The organism is Lactococcus sp. KTH0-1S, from assembly GCF_052544945.1.
Genome location: NZ_CP195165.1, coordinates 816,259 through 833,135, shown reverse-complemented (window position 1 = coordinate 833,135; position 16,877 = coordinate 816,259). Strand labels below are relative to the sequence as shown.

The following is a 16,877-nucleotide window of genomic DNA, read 5'->3' as shown; positions in this document are numbered from 1 at the left end:
CTTAATTTAAAGAAAAACTGCAGTCAATTCATTAATATAAAACTTATTAATGAATACGAAAAACGCCAATTTCATTATTTTTTTAATTAATGAAATTTTTTAAATTCATGTTTTTGTTGCTTAAATTATACGACTTTCCTTATTTTTAGGCAAATCATATACTAAGCCATAAATTAGGCAGTCCTTCAAAAATCAATTTATAGTGTAGCATTTATAGATTAAAACTATCTTAAATTTCAATTAATAGTCGAATCAAGTTTCACCGAAATCATCTTAGAAACCCCAGCATCAGCCATTGTAACGCCATACATTGAACCTGCTGCTGCCATAGTTCCACGACGGTGAGTTACAACAATAAATTGATTACTATTATCAAAGTGATTCATGTAATCACCAAAACGTTTAACATTGGCTTCATCAAGTGCCGCTTCGACTTCATCAAGAACAACGAAAGGTACTGTTCGTACTCTTAAGATTGCAAAAATTAAAGCTAAAGCTGTCAACGCTTTTTCTCCTCCACTCATCAAATTTAAACTTGATAATTTTTTACCTGGCGGTTGTACTTTAATCTCAACCCCAGCTTCTAAAAGGTTGTCGCTTGTTAATTCTAAATCAGCAAGCCCACCGACAAACATTTGAGCAAAGGTCATTTTGAAACTTTCACGAATCGCATCAAAACTTGTTTTAAACCGAATTTTAACTTCATCATTCATGTCATCGATTGTGCTCAATAGAAGATTTTTAGCTTCTAATAAATCATCTTTTTGACTTGAAAGGAAAGTAAAGCGTTCATTGACTTCATCAAATTGAGCAATGGCATCCAAGTTAATTGGTCCTAATGCCTTGATTTGACGTTCTAGATTTTTGAGTTTTTGCTCAGCCTCCGCTAAATCCTCCACTATTTTTGCAGTGGCTTGCGCCTCTTCAAAACTGATTTGATGTTCACTATTTAACGTTTCTTGAAGTGTCATCAATTGTCCTTCGATTTGTTCCAATTGCATTTCATAACGCGTTTTTTTCGTGTTAAGTTCTTGCGTTTGCTGGATAAACTCTTGATTGTGCTGTTCTAAATCTTCCATTTGAGCTGCTAAATCTTCACGTTCAAATTTTAAACTAATCATTCGGACATTAATTTGACTCAAGCGTTCTTCTACTTCTGTCAGTTGTTTTGAGAAATTATTTCTTTCTGTTTCATCAAATTGGACAGGGTTTAAAAGTGCTGTCAGTTGATTTTTTTCTTCTGTCAAGGCTGACAAGTCTGTCAGTAAACGTTTTTCATCTGCTTTGGTGAATTTCAATTCACTGACGACTTCTGATTGACGAAGTTGAGCCTGGTTTAAAGCAGTTGTTTTCTCTGATTGCAAGGCTTTATGCGCTTGACTATTCGTTTTAACTTCTTCAAGTTGCTTTTCAATTTCAGCTTTTCGCTCTGTAATTTTTGCAAGAACTTCTACTTTATGTTCATTTTCTTTAGTTAATTCAAGCAAATTACCTGTTGCTTCTTGATTTGCTGACAGATTAGTTAATTGTTCTAGCGCAACTTTTTGTTCTGTTAATTGTTCAATTTTCAAATTCAAAGATTGTTCAACAAAACGTTTTTCTTCCCCTTGAGTTTTCAAGAGTTCAATTTCTTTTAGCAATTCTTGACGAGCACTTTGGGCTTTTTGAACTTCTTTTTCTGAAATTTTTAACTGCTCTTCTGATAACTTAATTTGTTTTTCTAAATTATTTATTTCAACAGAAGTAAAAGTTGTTGAATTACGTTTCCCAGCTCCCCCTGCATAAGAACCACCAGGGTTAATCTGTGTTCCGTCAAGCGTAACAATCCGAACATTATAATTCATTGCTCGAGCGATAGCAGTTGCATTTTCTCCAGAATCAACAATCACCGTTGTTCCTAAAAGTGAGCTCATCGCCTTATGCAACCGACTTTCAAAGCTTACAAGATTGATTGCTAAATCAACAAATCCTGTCATGTTTTGAATACGATTTAAACCATTAAAGTCCCGTCCTTTAATCGTTGTCAACGGTAGAAAAGTCGCCCGTCCTAATCTTTTTTCACGTAGATAAGCAATTGCTCTTTTAGCCGCATTTTCGTCTTCTGTGACTACATTTTGGCTCCCGCCACCTAGAGCAATATCAATGGCTGTTGTATATTTAGGGTCGAAGGTCAATAAATCAGAAACAACCCCAATCACGCCACCAATTTGCGAAGCATTTTGCATCACTGCACGGACACCAGCAAATAAATTACTATGACTCTCACGGATGTTTTGCAAGGAAGTCAAACGGGCCTTATGTTGGTTGAGTTCTTGCAGATAATCATACATTTTATTTTGGGCTAAACGTTCTAATTCTGCCTGTTTTTTCTCTGCTTGATTTCCTTCTTCAAATTTCGCTAAAAGGGTCTCGATTTCTTTTTTAACAGTATTTAAATTTTCCTGAGCTTCAGATAAATCTTGACTGATTTTTTCAAATTTAGTCAAATTTTCTCTGACAGACTCATCCTGTTCAGATTGTCTACGGCTCAAATCTGTAATTTCAGCTTTATTTCTAACGATTTCATTTGAGATTTGGGCTTCTTCTTCAACTAATTGAACAAATTCATCACGTAAACGTTCCATGACCACTTCTGGTGATTCAGATATGGTCGCTAAATCTGCTGACAGCTCTGTCAGTAATTTATCTAAGTCATTTTTTTCTGTCAGTAAAAGTTCTGATTTTTTTTGAACTTCTGCCAAATTTTGTTGAGTGATTTCTAAACGACTTTTTAGGTTTTCTAAACGTTCTTCGCGTTCCGCAGCTGATTTTTCTGATGAATCTTTTTGAACATCAAATAATTCAATTTTTCTTGTTAAATCTGATTTTAGATTAGAAAAATTAAGTTGGTCAGCTTGCAATTTTTCTTGCTCGGCTTCTACTTTTTGGCGTTCTGTACGTAATTGACTGACTTGCTCATCGTAAACTTTTTTACGAGTTGATAAACTCGCTAATTCCTGTGCCACTTGCGCCAAATCAAGTTCTGTTTGATCATATTTGGCTTTTTTGGATTCCAACTGACCAACCAGTACAGAAAGTGACAAGTCTGAACGTTCTGCTTCTAGTTCTTGAAAACGGAGTGCAGTATCTCTTTGCGATTGTAAGGGAACAAGCTGACTATTTAATTCAAAAATGATATCTTCTAAACGGTCAAGATTATCTTGGGTTGAATTTAATTTTGATTCAGTTTCATTTCGTCGATTTTTGTATTTTAAAACGCCTGCCGCTTCTTCAAAAATGGCACGTCTTTCTTCCGGTTTAGAATTAAAAACAGATTCAATTCGTCCTTGGGAAATAATCGATAAAGAGTCACGACCAAGCCCAGTATCTGTAAATAAATCATGAATATCACGCAAACGACATTTACGACCATTCATCAAAAATTCGGAATCACCATTTCGATATAAACGTCTGGTAATAACAACTTCTTCATTCTCATCTTGTCCTTGCAGGTAATGATCAGAGTTGTCAAAATGAGCAATAACCTCAGCATAATTAAGAGCACGTCTTTTTTCAGTTCCAGCAAAAATAACATCGGGCATTTTCCCACCACGAAGTGCTTTAGCCGATTGCTCGCCCAAAACCCAGCGCAATGCTTCAACAATATTTGATTTTCCAGAACCATTTGGACCGACAACTGCGGTTATCCCTTTATCAAATTCAACTTTAGTCTTATCGGCAAAAGATTTGAAGCCGACAATTTCCATTTTTTTAAGATACATGGTTTTGCCCTTTTATTGCATTTTCTGCTGCTTTTTGTTCTGCAACTTTTTTAGATTTTCCAAGCCCTCGTCCGAGTTCTTTACCATTGTTAAAAACCGCGGCCACAAAGGAACGGTCATGAGCTGGCCCTTCTTCTTTCAGAATCTTGTAGCTAATCGTTGTTTCTCCACCAATTTGTAACACTTCTTGAAGTTCTGTTTTATAGTCAATCACTTTAACATAGTCATCATTTTTAACGTGAGGAATGACTACATGTTGGATAAATTTACGAACTTCATCCATTCCTTGGTCAATAAAAAGTGCACCTAAAAAAGCCTCAAAAAGGTTCTCTAGTGTTGTTTCGCGGTCACGACCGCCCATTTTTTCTTCACCATGACCTAATCGCAAGAACTCACCAAAACCGCATGAGCGTGAAAAATTAGCAAGTGATTCTGTCCGAACAATGCTTGATCGCATTTTGGAAAGTTCTCCCTCTAATTTCTCAGGATAAGTCCGGTAAAGATAATCAGAAATAACCAAAGATAGGGCAACGTCTCCCAAAAATTCCAAACGTTCATTGTTTGCAATCTTTGGGAGCCGTTCTTCATTTGTAAATGAAGAGTGTGTAAAAGCTGTTTTTAATAAATCTTCATCATTGAAGACTAATCCGTAATCATTTTTTAATTTTTTTTGAAGCTTGAGCATAAAAATCTCCTTCACTTAAAACTTCTCTTAATTTTTAGTTTTATCCCTTATTATACCAAAAAAAACGTTTTTTGTATGCCTTTCCCTGTGGAACGGGACTTTTGCGCCATAAAAAAGAGAAAAAACATTAAATCTGGACTATTCCCCCTTAATTAACGCTTTTTCTCTTTTTTTATATTTTAGGAATAAATAAATCCCCTAAAGTAGCCGCCATGACTGCTTTTATGGTATGCATTCGATTTTCAGATTGCTCAAAAACGACCGAATTCTTTGAATTAAAAACTTCATCAGTAACCTCTAATTCATTAAGGTTATAATTTTCCTTAATTTCTTTCATCACTTCCGTGTTTAAATCATGAAAGCTGGGTAAACAATGCATAAAAATAAAGTTTTTATTAATAATTTTTTCAACAACTTTTTGATTGATTTGATAGGACTTCAATAATTTAATTCGCTTGGCTGTTTGAGCTTCCTCACCCATACTGACCCAAACATCAGTATAAACAATATCAGCATTTTCAAGGCCATTTAAATCTGTTCGGATACTTATTTTACTGCGACTTTTCATGGCATATTTACGTGCCAGTTTTTGTATTTCTAAAGCGGGTTGCAAGGACTCGGGCGAAATAATTGTGATATTTACGCCTAAAATTGCTCCAGTCACCAATAGAGAATTTGCCACATTATTTCGTCCATCACCAACATAAGCGAGGGTTAAATCTTGCAAATGGCCAAAATGCTCCTTGATTGTCATAAAATCTGCCAACATCTGTGTCGGATGCCAATCATCAGTCAATCCATTCCAAACGGGTCTACCTGAATCTTTGGCGAGAATTTCCACATCACTTTGCTTAAACCCACGAAACTCAATGCCATCAAACATTGAACCCAAAACTTTCGCTGTATCTGAAATAGATTCTTTTTTGCCCAACTGAATATCATTTGGCCCTAAAAATTCAGGATGTGCTCCCAAATCTACAGCGGCCGTTGTAAACGCTGCTCTTGTTCTTGTGGAGGTTTTTTCAAAAATAAGGGCAATATTTTTATCTAATAAATATTTATGTTGAATATGTTCTTTTTTTAACTTTTTAAGATGAATTGCAAAATCAATCAGATATAACAATTCATCTTTACTAAAATCTATTTCTTTTAAAAAACTTCTTCCTTGAAACATTCTCTCTCCTCTTATTTGCTTAAATTATCAATGATTTATCATTGTCCCTTGCCCTTTGTCAGTAAATAATTCCAATAACAAGGCGTGAGGAACACGACCGTCTAATAAAACAGCCTGGCCCAATCCTTCAAACATGGCATATTTAATGGCTTCAATCTTTGGAATCATTCCGTCAGTAATTTTTTTCTCTTTGACTAACTTTTCTAGATTGGTCAGATTGATTTCATCAATAAATGACTCCTCGTCAGGAAAATTGCCATATAAGCCACGAACATCACTTAATAAGATAAATTGTTCAGCACTCAATGCACCGGCAATTCGACTGGCTGCGGTATCAGCATTAACATTATAAATTTCACCATCAAGACCAATGCCGGCCGAAGCAATGACGGGAACAGCATCCGTTTGATTGATACGCTCAATGATTTCCGGATGAATCGCTGTAATTTCTCCAACATAGCCTAAATCTTCAGAAATAGGTTTGGCTTCTATCAATTTACCATCAATTCCTGAAACGCCAATCGCATTGCCACCTAAACGAATGATATCTTGAACCAAACTTTTATTTACTTTTCCAGCTAAAGCTGTCAGTGCTAATTGAGCTGTTTTCTTATCTGTCACGCGCAAACCTTGAACAAATTGGCTTTTTTGCTCATATTTTTCAAGTAATTCTCCAATCGCAGGTCCGCCGCCATGAACCAAAACTACTTTAATTCCCACCGTTTTAAGTAATAAAATATCTTTTAGAATACTTTCTTTCACTTTTTCATCAATCATCGCATTGCCACCATATTTAATGACAACCGTTTGGTCACGATATTTCAGAAAATATTTGAGACTTTCGGTCAAAGTTTGAGCTGTGTTTTGTGAATCTCTCATAAAATTTTCTCCAATAGCTCTGCTCCTTTTTGCAGTTCTTCTTTCGTCATGACAAGCGGTGGGAGTAAGCGAATGACATCATGACCAGCTGACAAGGCTAAGAGACCATTTTCACGCAGTAAAGCAAGCACTTCTGGAACTTTTTTCTCGTCAGTTAATTGAATTCCAATCATCAATCCCAAACCTCTGATGGACTTAACCGTCGCTTTTACTGACAGCTTTTCTGTCAGTAATTTTAAGAAAAAATTGCCTTTGTCAGTCACTTTTTCTAAAAAGTCACTGTCAATTTCCTTTAAAACTTCATTAGCCGAAGCCATAGCTAAAGGATTCCCACCAAATGTTGAGCCATGCTTTCCTGCTGAAAAATAACTGGCATATTTATTCTTAGCGAGCATCGCACCTGTAGGAATCCCATTTGCCAATGCTTTTGCCAAAGTAAAAATATCCGGCTCAAAATCAAAATGTTCAAAAGCAAATAATTTTCCAGTTCGACCAATTCCAGTTTGAACTTCATCAATAATCAGTAAAATTCCTTTTTGCTGACAAGTTTTTAGAGCTTCAACAAAATCTGGAGAAATTGGTAAAACGCCACCCTCACCCTGAATAATTTCAAAAATAATCGCGCCAATTTTTTCTTTTTCAAGGATTTGCTCAAGTGCCACCACATCATTAAAAGGACTAGCCACAAAATTTGGTAATAAAGGCGAAAATCCTGCTTGGATTTTTTCTTGCATGGTTGCACTCATAGCACCAAAAGTACGACCATGAAAGCCATCTGTAAACGCCAAAATTTTCTGATCTTTTTTGATGAGTTGAGTTAATTTTAAAGCTGCTTCATTAGCTTCAGTCCCAGAATTACAAAAAAAAGCTTTATAAGAATGATTTTGACTTAACTTTTCAGCCACATCTTCTTGCAAAGGATTTTGATAAAGATTTGAAAGATGAGACAGGCTGTCTAATTGAGCTTTCACCGCCACTCTTCCCTTTTCAAAACTATAACCTAAATTCATGACCCCAATCCCACTTGTGAAATCTAAATACTTATTTCCCCTGTCATCAAATAAATATTGATTTTCTCCTTTGATTAAGCTAAATGGTAGGCGACCATAATTTTCAAATAAATTTGTCATTTTTTCTCCTTCTTAACTTGTATATAAAGCATTAATTTCGACATATTTATAAGTCAAATCACAGCCCCAAGCCTGACCCAAGCCACTTCCAGCATTCAAGTCAGCAATAATTTCAATTTTATCTTCTTTTAATTTCTCAGAAAGAAAAGCTGCATCAAAGTCAACTGGTGTTGAATGATAAAGCACAAGTTCATCTTGAAGTTTTAATTCAATATCAGAAACTTCAAAATTAGCCACCTGACCAATTGACGAAATAATCCGCCCCCAGTTAGGGTCTGCACCAAAAATTGCCGTTTTAACTAAACTTGAACCCACAATTTTTTTGGCAATAAATCGTGCTGCTAAATCATTTGGCGCTCCTTTGACGGTCACTTCAATCAGTTTAGTTGCACCTTCGCCATCTGCGGCGATTTGTTTGGCTAAGGACTGACAAACCTTTGCCAGCATTTCTTTAAATAAAAGATAGTCTGAACTTCCTTCTAAAATTTCATTATTTTCGGCTTGGCCATTTGCCATCAACAAAACAGTATCGTTCGTTGAAGTATCTCCATCCACTGTAATCTGGTTAAAAGTCGTTTCAATAATTTCTGATAATGTTTTTTGTAGTAAAGCTTGAGCAATTTTTGCATCCGTCGTAATAAAAGCAAGCATGGTTGCCATATTTGGATGAATCATCCCGGACCCCTTACAAACCCCGGCCATATTCACGATTTGACCCCCAATTTCGGCTTCAAAGTTAATTGTTTTAGTTTTGGTATCTGTTGTTAAAATGGCTTTGGCAAAATATGCTGCTGTCCCTTCATTTTGGGATAACTTTGAAATCCCTGTGGCAATTTTTTCCATCGGAAGCTGTACTCCAATGACCCCTGTTGAGCAAACCGCCACTTCCTCAGCTTTGAGTTCAAATTTTTCAGCAAGCAATTTTTGTGTTTTCAAAGCATTTGCATAACCCTGCTCGCCTGTTACTGCATTGGCAACCGCCGAATTGCAAATAATGGCCCGTGCTTGTCCATTTTTGACAATTTGACGGTCAATCAATACTGGCGCTGCACAAACCTTATTGGTTGTAAAAACGCCAGCAATCGCAGCTGGAACTTGACTTAGTATTAACCCTAAATCTAAGTTTTTATATTTTAATTGTGCATGAACAGCATCTGCCAAAAAGCCCTTTGGACTTGCAATTGTCCCTTTTATTTCTTTCATTTCTTCCTCTTCTAAAGACTTGGCATAAATTTCAAGCCTAAACTTTCATCGTAGCCAAATAACTGATTAAAATTTTGTACTGCTTGTCCGGCAGCACCTTTCATAAGATTGTCAATCACCGAAACAACTGATAAAACATTTGTCACTGGATTATAAGCTAATCCAATATCGCAAAAATTGGTCCCAATCACATCTGAGAGTTGGGGCATTTGTCGTCGAATTCTGACAAAGTTTTTTGTCGCATAGACCTGTTCATAAGCATTTTTTATCGTTTCAAAATCAAAATCAGCCGCAACTTTTGCATAGCTACTAACAAAAATCCCTCGACTCACAGGAATTAAAGAAGTTGAAAATTGCAAGGCTTGAAAATTTGAATTCCAAATCTTCAATTGTTGAGCAATTTCTGGAATATGTTGATGACTATTGATTTTATACATGGACATATTATTGACAACATTCACAAAATGGCTCGCGTCAGACAGACCTTTTCCAGCTCCCGAAAGTCCTGACTTGGCATCCACAATGATTGAGTCTAAATCAATCATCTTATTTTTAACTAACGGATAAAGTGCAAGTAGTGTGGCTGTTGCATAGCAACCTGGATTCGCGATATAGTTTGCTTTTGCTTGACCAATGTCTGCCAGATTATATTGAGCACTTAATAAATATTCATTTTTTAAATTTGTATTTTTATACCATTTATTGTATATTTCTAAATCAGATAATCGAAAATCTCCTGATAAATCAATGACAGGAAAATTATTATCAATAAAAGTTAAAGCTAATTTTTGACTAACACCCGCTGAGGTTGCAAAGAAAACTGCATCACATTCTGCCATAATTTCTTCTTCATTAAATTCACTGATAACCAAGTCAGTCAAACCTGCAAGTTGTGGAAAGAGCTCTGATAATTTTTCTCCATAATGACTTGTTGCATATATTTTTGTTACTTCTACTTCTGGATGATAATAGAAAATTCGGAACAGTTCTAAGCCGCTATAACCTCTGATTCCAACAATTGCTACTTTTTTCATATTTACACACTTTCTATGTATTTTTATACACTATACTACTCTATTTTTTATTTGTCAAGAATTTTATGTATTATTATACTTTTTTAAACAAAAAAAAGAGAAAGAAATTAATTTCTTTCTCTTTGATAATTCATTAATTTTTAGTTTTCATAAATTCCGATATGTTCATGTTGATGGCTACCATCCTCAATCATATTAAGCACAGCCTCGGCATAATCAGCATATGAAATTCGACTTTTATCCGCTTTATTATGTTCTAAAACATCGCCGGTAATTGTATAATTATTTGTTTGTGCTCCCTCTGGGTCAAAAAATTCTGCAGGAGAGAAGAAGGTCACATTAAGTTTTGAAGCTTCATAAATCAAGCTTGCTTTTGCCATCTCTAAAAGAGTTGGATAGTAAGGTAAATCTGTTGGTGTCACATCAAGCAAGCGTTTTTCGTGACTTTCATCAAGATAGAGAGAACTTGCTCCTCCAACAACAATTAAACGGCTATCTATATTTTCAAGAAGTTTTATCATCACTTGGGCTACTTTTGAATAATCTTCCTCATGACCTGCCGGTGCCCGATGCGCTAAAACAATTGCATCGAATCCCGCTAAATCTTCAGAAGTTAATTCAAAAATATCTTTTTCAAGAACAGTAGTCACTTCAATTTTTAATCGTGCTTTATTTCTAACAATGGCAGTCACTTCATGACCACGCCCAAATGCTTTTTGAGCGATTAAACTTCCTGCCTTACCAGAAGCAGCAATTACAGCGATTTTTTTCATAAAAAACTCTCCAATCTCTTATTTATTTATTTTAATTATAACAAATTAAGTAATTCTGACTTCTAAAAATGGTTCAAAAAAAAACAGCCTGAGCTGCTTTTCATTTATTTAACGACTCAAATCAACTCTTTTACCTAATTTATCCATGACAAATGCCCCGATAAATAAGCTGGCAAATTCACCTAGAGCTAATGTCCCCCAGGTCAGCAAAAATGGTGATCCAGCGACAAATTTTAATTCAAGAGCAATGGTGAACATACTTATCGAAAAGAAAATTGCAAAAAAGAAAAATGCTTTATTTAACTGACCATTCCAAAAATAATCTTTTTTAAAGCGGTCAAACAAAAGAACACCAAGACTTAAGAATACTAAAGTTGACAAACCACCGACAATCACATCTACCCAAGTGAAAGATAAAAAGTTTGAAATCATACAACCAATTGTCACCGCAATAATATATTTTTTATTGAAGAAGGCTGTAAAATTCAACATTTCTGACACTCGAAATTGAATAGGTCCGTAAGAAATTGCGCTCAAACCTGGTGTCATCGTTAGAATAACATACAGGGCCGCAACAATTGCGATTGTAACAATATCATAAGTTTTTGATTTTTTCAAAAGGTTCTCCTTTGGCGACAAAATTCGCCTATAATATGCTTGAGCAAAGGGATGAAGGCTCAAGGGTTAACTCACTATTGAGCAACGTTTTTATTTTAGCAGATTTTTTGCGAAATGAAAAGGATTGACAAATATTTGCTTTCATCTAATTATTATTTGGGCATTTTTTTCACTAACGAAGGAATCATTCTTTGTACTCGATAGAAATTCTAGAAGGAGCATCGGAATATCCTGCCAACAAAAAGCCAAAAAATTACTGACAGAAATTTTTTCACAGAAAACAAGCAATTGAACAACTTGTCAGTAAAATCAACAAGTCTTTCAGTACTTTTGGAGTTAATACAGACTTTCCCACAATAAATAAAAGACTTACCAACATGCTGGTAAGTCTTTTAATATCTTTTATTTGATTGTCCAGCCACCATCAATCGGGACAATTGCTCCTGACATATAAGAGGCTTGTGGACTTGCTAAAAAGAGGGTCAAATCAGCCACTTCGCGAGGACTAGCCCATCGTTTAGCTGGTGTCTCATCAGCTACCCATTGGGCCATCAGACCATTATTTTCAGTGAAATCAGCCGCATTCATCGGTGTATTGATGGCACCTGGAGCGATGGCTGCTACTTGAATCCCGTGTTGCGCTTCATCCAAAGCTAACTGTTTTGTCAACCCAACAATGGCATGTTTACTGGCCGTATAAGCGACGCCACCTCCACCGGCAACCAAGCCAGCAACCGAAGCCATATTGATTATTACTCCTGATTTTTGAACTTTCATTTTTGGCAAGAATGCTGAAATCATCAAATACATCGAATTGAGATTCGTTGATAAAATTCGTTGCCATTCTGCAAAGTCAGTTTCTTCCAAAGTTTTATAAGCATCCAAAACGCCCGCTGTATTGAGTAAAACATCAACACTTCCCACTTCGTCAGCCAATTTTTCAACTGATTGAGCATCGGAAACATCAAGAATTTTTACTGACAGATTTTTTGAATTAATGACAGATTCGTCAGTAAATTCTTGTAAGTCCACAGCAACAACCTCTGCGCCTTCGGCTAAAAATACTTTTGTTTGAGCCAAGCCAATACCACTGGCAGCACCTGTAATTAGCACTTTTTTCCCAGAAAATTTCATTTTGTAGCCTATCTATCTATTCAACCAAGGCCCAATCATCAGCCAAAACGTCGCAAGGCGTTGGGGCCCACATTGAAAAACCTTCACCCTCTCCTGAGACATTAATCAAGAAATAAGGGGTAACTTCCAGCTTCTCACCAGATTCTAAAACAATCGAGTCATAGAGTTTAACATAATTTTCGGCACCAGACCAGCCTTGTGTTCTGACTACTTTTTTCCCAGCTTTAAGTAAAGCTAATGCTTCTTCAAAAGTCATTTTTTCCTCCATATTGTTTAAAACATACTGAATTTATTATAACAAAGTTCGAGAGGTTTTTGATAAATGAAAACCAGTTTTAATTATCCGATAGATTCAACTAATAAATAGTCCTCAAAAAATTATACTCTATTTGTCCCCCTTAAATTTTGTGATATAATAAGTTCAACAAAGTGCAACACGCGAAAAAAAACGGTCTGCGCTAACAGACCGCGTGTTCAAACTTGGTTATGGTGGGACTAATCGCTAATTGCGATTAGTTTTTTTAATTTCAAGCCAGAGCCTGACTAGATTAGTTACGAAGTTCAAAACTTCGATAATCATCCCAAGTACCGCTAGCATGAAATCCTCTCCATAACCAAGGAAATATCTTGACTTCATAGGCACCTCCTCCATCGAGAATTTGTCAGGGTGCATGAAACCAAGTGAACACTAAGATTTCTCTCCTGATATACTATACGTAAAAAAAATGTGAAAGATAACAAATCTTTCACATTTTTTATTGTCTAATTAATTTTACCCGATCAATGAACCAGCAGGAACATCATCATCAACGGTCAAGACACGCAATTTTCCATCAAATTCGGCTGACAAAATCATTCCTTGTGAAACGTATTTTTTCATCATTTTACGTGGTTTCAAATTGGCTACGATTTGTAATTTTTTACCTACTAATTCTTGTTCATTTGGATAAAATTGTGCAATTCCTGACAAGATTTGACGTGGTTCAGAATCACCAGCATCCAATTTAAATCTCAACAATTTATCAGAACCTTCAACAGGTTCTATTTCAAGCACTTCGGCAACTTTTAATTCAATTTTTTCAAAATCATCAAATTTAATTTGTGGTAAAGTTAAATTCAATTCAACTTCTTCAGGGACCCACTCTTTTTCTGGCAATACGCCACCAGCCATTTGTAATTTAATATAAGCAACCTCTTCTTCCACATCAAGACGTGGGAAAATAGGTTGACCTTTTGCTACTACAGGATGGGTAAATGAATAGCCAAAAGCAAGAGTTTCAAGTGAAAATGATCTTTCATCCATTCCCAATTGCTCAAAGATTTTACCTGATGTTGCACGCATAAATGGTTGTAAAAGTGCACCTGCAATCCGTAAATTTTCTGCCAAATGATACAAAACATTATTCAATTTTGCTTTGTCGTCTTCTGATTTTGCAAGGACCCAAGGTGCTGTTTCATCAATATATTTATTTGTTCTTGAAATCAATGTCCAAACATCAGCCAAAGCCACGTTGAATTCAAATTTATCCATTGCTTTATGGAAATGACTGATTGTTTCTTCAACCACTTCTTCTAAACTTGCATCAAATTCAGTCGAAACTCCAGTTGCTTCGATTTTTCCGTCATTATATTTGTTAATCATTGAAACGGTACGATTCAACAAATTCCCCAAATCATTGGCCAAATCAAAATTAATCCGTCCAACAAAGTCTTCTGGAGTGAAAATTCCATCTTGTCCAAAAGAAATCGCACGCATCAAATAATAACGAACCGCATCAAGGCCATAACGTTCAATCAACATCTCAGGATAAACAACATTTCCTTTTGATTTAGACATTTTTCCGTCTTTCATCAAGAGCCATCCATGTCCGAAAATCTTTTTAGGAGCAGGTAAACCTAGAGCATGAAGCATAATTGGCCAGTAAATCGTATGGAAACGAACAATTTCTTTACCAACCATATTAATTCCAGGCCAGTATTTTTTAAAATTACTGTCATTGTCAGAATTATAGCCGAGCGCTGTAATATAGTTCAATAAAGCATCAAACCACACGTAGACCACATGCTTAGGATTAGAAGGGACAGGAATTCCCCAAGTAAAACTTGTCCGTGTCAAAGCCAAATCTTCTAGACCTGGCTTGATGAAATTATTGACCATTTCATTTTTACGAACCTCAGGTTGAATAAAATCTGGATGTTCATCATAATATTGTAAAAGCCAGTCAGCATATTTTCCCATGCGGAAGAAATAAGTTTCTTCTTCAACCCATTCCACTTCATGACCAGAAGGTGCAATACCACCAGTAATATTTCCAGATTCATCTCGGAAAATTTCTTCAAGTTGTGTTTCAGTGAAAAACTCTTCATCAGAAACAGAATACCAACCCGCATATTTTCCCAAATAAATATCATCTTGTTCCAATAACTGTTCAAAAGCCTTCGCTACGGCTTCTTCATGATAAGTGTCTGTAGTACGAATAAATTTATCATAAGAAATATCCAATTTTTTCCATAATTCTTGAACATCAGCCGCCATTGGGTCCAAGTATTCTTTAGGAGTCATTCCCAATTCTTCGGCTTTTCGTTGAATTTTCATTCCGTGTTCATCAAGCCCTGTTAAATAAAAAGTATCAAAGCCCATCAAACGTTTGTAACGAGCAAGCACGTCACAAGCAATAGTTGTGTAAGAACTACCAAGATGCAACTTACCTGATGGATAATAAATTGGGGTTGTAATGTAAAAAGTTTTATTTTCTGTCATATTTTCCTCTTTCCGAGCAAATGAGGCTCGATATTTGAGAAGATTCTCATCTAAATATTATACCAAAAAACCTCTAAAATCGCATTGTCTGATTAAGTTTGTTATAATTATCATAGAAAAGTTAAGAATTCCTTTAAGTCACAGCTCTTTGGAAATTCTTTTAAAAAATAAAGGAACGATTATGAACTATAAATTTATCTCATGGAATATTGACTCACTCAATGCTGCATTGACCGGAACCTCAGAACGTGCTGCCCTTTCTCTTGCTGTTGTTAAAACTCTTGCCCAAGCACAACCAGACGTTTTAGCCATTCAAGAAACCAAACTTCCTTCTACTGGACCTAAAAAAGCTCATTTGGAAGTTTTGGAAGAACTGTTTAAAGGTTATAAAATCGTCTGGCGTTCATCAGTAGAACCTGCTCGTAAAGGATATTCTGGAACAATGATTCTTTATAAAGAAACTCTACCAGAACCAGCCATCACTTTTCCTGAAATTGATGCTCCTGAACCTATGGATGCCGAAGGTCGAATCATCACCCTTGAATTTCCTGATTTCTTTGTCACTACGGTTTATACACCAAATGCGCAAGAAGGCCTGACACGACTTGATTTACGTGGAATTTGGGATGATAACTATCGTAACTATCTCACAAGCCTTGATGCTCAAAAACCTGTCTTTGCTTGCGGAGATTTCAATGCAGCTTATACAGAAATTGACTTAGCCAATCCCCGTGGTAATCACAACTCAGCTGGATTTACTGACCAAGAACGTGAAAAATTTGGTCAACTTTTAGAGGCTGGATTCACTGATACATTTCGTCAACTCCATGGTCAAGTTGAGAAATTTTATGAAGAAGGACGCAGTATTTATACTTGGTTTGCCCAACGTGCAAAAACTTCAAAACTAAATAATTCAGGTTGGAGAATTGACTACTGGCTGGTTTCCAATCGTCTTGCACAAGCAGTTAAAGTTTCTGAACCCCTTGATTCTGGTGAACGTTTAGACCACGTCCCCATTCTCTTAGAATTTGAACTCTAAAATAAAAGAACCTTAAAGGTTCTTTTTTATTGTCATTAAAACAAATAGAGACTATAATTGAGTAAAAATAGTTGAGGAGAACATGTTTATGGTTAATATAAATTTAGTTTTAGCAGAGCATCAAACCTTAGAAACTGAGCGCTTGATTCTTAGAAAATTACAACTTGAGGATGCCCAAGAAATGTTTAACTATGCTTCTAATCCTGAAGTTGCTCGTTTTACTAGCTTTGAACCACATGATTCTATAGAAACAACGAGAGCCACAATTGCCAAGTTTTTTCTGCCTAACAGCCTCTATCATTGGGGGATTGTTGAAAAAACTTCTGGTCAGCTCATTGGTGAAATATTTCTTAATCCTATCAATGAAAAAACAGTCGAACTGGGTTGGATTTTAAATCAAGACCATTGGGGAAAAGGACTTATGCCAGAAGCTGCTGAATGCCTTTTGGCGCTTTCTTTCGATAAATTAGAAGTTAAAGTTATTCAAGCTAAACATTTTACAGAAAATGCAAAGTCTGGTCGGGTTATGGAAAAAATAGGAATGAAACACTTAGGGAAGGTTTATTCTTACTTTCCTAAGTTTAAAAATTCTCTTCTTACAGATTATTGGGCAATTACTAAAGATGAGTATGAGTTACTTCATTGACTTACGAACGAAAGGTTTTCTAATAAAAAGGTTTATTTTT

At 35.8% G+C, this 16,877-nt stretch carries 14 protein-coding genes, 1 pseudogene and 1 riboswitch; of the genes and pseudogenes, 2 read left to right on the top strand and 13 right to left on the bottom strand.

The window, feature by feature from the left end:
• Nucleotides 1-236: 236 nt before the first annotated feature.
• The 13 genes and pseudogenes from smc to metG form a co-directional block, all read right to left on the bottom strand.
• Nucleotides 237-3,761, bottom strand: a complete 3,525-nt coding sequence (smc, locus tag ACRYLU_RS04140) for a chromosome segregation protein SMC (protein ID WP_445081270.1) — start codon at nucleotides 3,759-3,761, stop codon at nucleotides 237-239.
• The gene (rnc, locus tag ACRYLU_RS04135) at nucleotides 3,751-4,446 is read right to left on the bottom strand and encodes a ribonuclease III (RefSeq protein ID WP_010905569.1); all 696 of its coding nucleotides are present in this window, start codon (nucleotides 4,444-4,446) and stop codon (nucleotides 3,751-3,753) included. Before rnc ends, smc begins: the two co-directional genes overlap by 11 nt.
• Before the next feature lie 172 nt (nucleotides 4,447-4,618).
• Entirely contained in the window at nucleotides 4,619-5,620 is a 1,002-nt protein-coding gene (argF, locus tag ACRYLU_RS04130) for an ornithine carbamoyltransferase (RefSeq protein ID WP_098393981.1), read from the bottom strand.
• Nucleotides 5,621-5,647: 27 nt separating this feature from the next.
• Nucleotides 5,648-6,499 carry an acetylglutamate kinase gene (gene argB / locus ACRYLU_RS04125; RefSeq protein ID WP_011835542.1) on the bottom strand — a complete coding sequence of 284 codons (852 nt, stop codon included), beginning with the start codon at nucleotides 6,497-6,499 and terminating at the stop codon, nucleotides 5,648-5,650.
• The gene (locus ACRYLU_RS04120; protein WP_445081269.1) at nucleotides 6,496-7,629 is read right to left on the bottom strand and encodes an acetylornithine transaminase; all 1,134 of its coding nucleotides are present in this window, start codon (nucleotides 7,627-7,629) and stop codon (nucleotides 6,496-6,498) included. The genes argB and ACRYLU_RS04120 overlap by 4 nt, the downstream gene beginning before the upstream one ends.
• 12 nt (nucleotides 7,630-7,641) lie before the next feature.
• Nucleotides 7,642-8,832, bottom strand: a complete 1,191-nt coding sequence (gene argJ, locus ACRYLU_RS04115) for a bifunctional glutamate N-acetyltransferase/amino-acid acetyltransferase ArgJ (RefSeq protein WP_445081268.1) — start codon at nucleotides 8,830-8,832, stop codon at nucleotides 7,642-7,644.
• Between the two features lie 11 nt (nucleotides 8,833-8,843).
• Nucleotides 8,844-9,866: an N-acetyl-gamma-glutamyl-phosphate reductase gene (argC, locus tag ACRYLU_RS04110; RefSeq protein ID WP_038599983.1), complete on the bottom strand. Its 1,023-nt coding sequence runs from the start codon at nucleotides 9,864-9,866 to the stop codon at nucleotides 8,844-8,846.
• Between the two features lie 140 nt (nucleotides 9,867-10,006).
• Complete coding sequence (locus ACRYLU_RS04105; protein ID WP_038599980.1) at nucleotides 10,007-10,639, bottom strand: NAD(P)-dependent oxidoreductase; 633 nt, start codon at nucleotides 10,637-10,639, stop codon at nucleotides 10,007-10,009.
• Nucleotides 10,640-10,747: 108 nt separating this feature from the next.
• Nucleotides 10,748-11,257 (bottom strand): QueT transporter family protein, encoded by a 510-nt coding sequence (locus tag ACRYLU_RS04100; RefSeq protein WP_445081267.1) that lies wholly within the window; start codon nucleotides 11,255-11,257, stop codon nucleotides 10,748-10,750.
• Nucleotides 11,255-11,360: riboswitch (PreQ1 riboswitch) on the bottom strand. (Overlaps the previous gene by 3 nt.)
• 299 nt (nucleotides 11,361-11,659) lie before the next feature.
• Complete coding sequence (locus ACRYLU_RS04095) at nucleotides 11,660-12,391, bottom strand: 3-oxoacyl-ACP reductase (RefSeq protein ID WP_146977909.1); 732 nt, start codon at nucleotides 12,389-12,391, stop codon at nucleotides 11,660-11,662.
• Nucleotides 12,392-12,407: 16 nt separating this feature from the next.
• The gene (locus tag ACRYLU_RS04090; RefSeq protein ID WP_011835550.1) at nucleotides 12,408-12,647 is read right to left on the bottom strand and encodes a DUF2829 domain-containing protein; all 240 of its coding nucleotides are present in this window, start codon (nucleotides 12,645-12,647) and stop codon (nucleotides 12,408-12,410) included.
• 246 nt (nucleotides 12,648-12,893) lie between these two features.
• Complete coding sequence (locus ACRYLU_RS04085) at nucleotides 12,894-13,028, bottom strand: hypothetical protein (RefSeq protein ID WP_256293760.1); 135 nt, start codon at nucleotides 13,026-13,028, stop codon at nucleotides 12,894-12,896.
• Nucleotides 13,029-13,163: 135 nt separating this feature from the next.
• A pseudogene (gene metG, locus ACRYLU_RS04080) lies at nucleotides 13,164-15,161 on the bottom strand (methionine--tRNA ligase); the annotation flags it as partial.
• Between the two features lie 172 nt (nucleotides 15,162-15,333).
• Here metG and ACRYLU_RS04075 point away from each other — a divergent pair.
• Nucleotides 15,334-16,191, top strand: coding sequence for an exodeoxyribonuclease III (locus tag ACRYLU_RS04075; protein ID WP_038599967.1), 858 nt, complete (start codon nucleotides 15,334-15,336; stop codon nucleotides 16,189-16,191).
• Between the two features lie 82 nt (nucleotides 16,192-16,273).
• Nucleotides 16,274-16,837 (top strand): GNAT family N-acetyltransferase, encoded by a 564-nt coding sequence (locus ACRYLU_RS04070; protein WP_445081266.1) that lies wholly within the window; start codon nucleotides 16,274-16,276, stop codon nucleotides 16,835-16,837.
• Nucleotides 16,838-16,877 lie beyond the last annotated feature (40 nt).

Excerpts from the sequence above, each read along its gene's own strand:
- smc (WP_445081270.1), bottom strand. The coding sequence starts at position 3,761 with ATGTATCTTAAAAAAATGGAAATTGTCGGCTTCAAATCTTTTGCCGAT.
- rnc (WP_010905569.1), bottom strand. The coding sequence starts at position 4,446 with ATGCTCAAGCTTCAAAAAAAATTAAAAAATGATTACGGATTAGTCTTC.
- argF (WP_098393981.1), bottom strand. The coding sequence starts at position 5,620 with ATGTTTCAAGGAAGAAGTTTTTTAAAAGAAATAGATTTTAGTAAAGAT.
- argB (WP_011835542.1), bottom strand. The coding sequence starts at position 6,499 with ATGAGAGATTCACAAAACACAGCTCAAACTTTGACCGAAAGTCTCAAA.
- ACRYLU_RS04120 (WP_445081269.1), bottom strand. The coding sequence starts at position 7,629 with ATGACAAATTTATTTGAAAATTATGGTCGCCTACCATTTAGCTTAATC.
- argJ (WP_445081268.1), bottom strand. The coding sequence starts at position 8,832 with ATGAAAGAAATAAAAGGGACAATTGCAAGTCCAAAGGGCTTTTTGGCA.
- argC (WP_038599983.1), bottom strand. The coding sequence starts at position 9,866 with ATGAAAAAAGTAGCAATTGTTGGAATCAGAGGTTATAGCGGCTTAGAA.
- ACRYLU_RS04105 (WP_038599980.1), bottom strand. The coding sequence starts at position 10,639 with ATGAAAAAAATCGCTGTAATTGCTGCTTCTGGTAAGGCAGGAAGTTTA.
- ACRYLU_RS04095 (WP_146977909.1), bottom strand. The coding sequence starts at position 12,391 with ATGAAATTTTCTGGGAAAAAAGTGCTAATTACAGGTGCTGCCAGTGGT.
- ACRYLU_RS04090 (WP_011835550.1), bottom strand. The coding sequence starts at position 12,647 with ATGACTTTTGAAGAAGCATTAGCTTTACTTAAAGCTGGGAAAAAAGTA.
- ACRYLU_RS04085 (WP_256293760.1), bottom strand. The coding sequence starts at position 13,028 with ATGAAGTCAAGATATTTCCTTGGTTATGGAGAGGATTTCATGCTAGCG.
- ACRYLU_RS04075 (WP_038599967.1), top strand. The coding sequence starts at position 15,334 with ATGAACTATAAATTTATCTCATGGAATATTGACTCACTCAATGCTGCA.
- ACRYLU_RS04070 (WP_445081266.1), top strand. The coding sequence starts at position 16,274 with ATGTTTATGGTTAATATAAATTTAGTTTTAGCAGAGCATCAAACCTTA.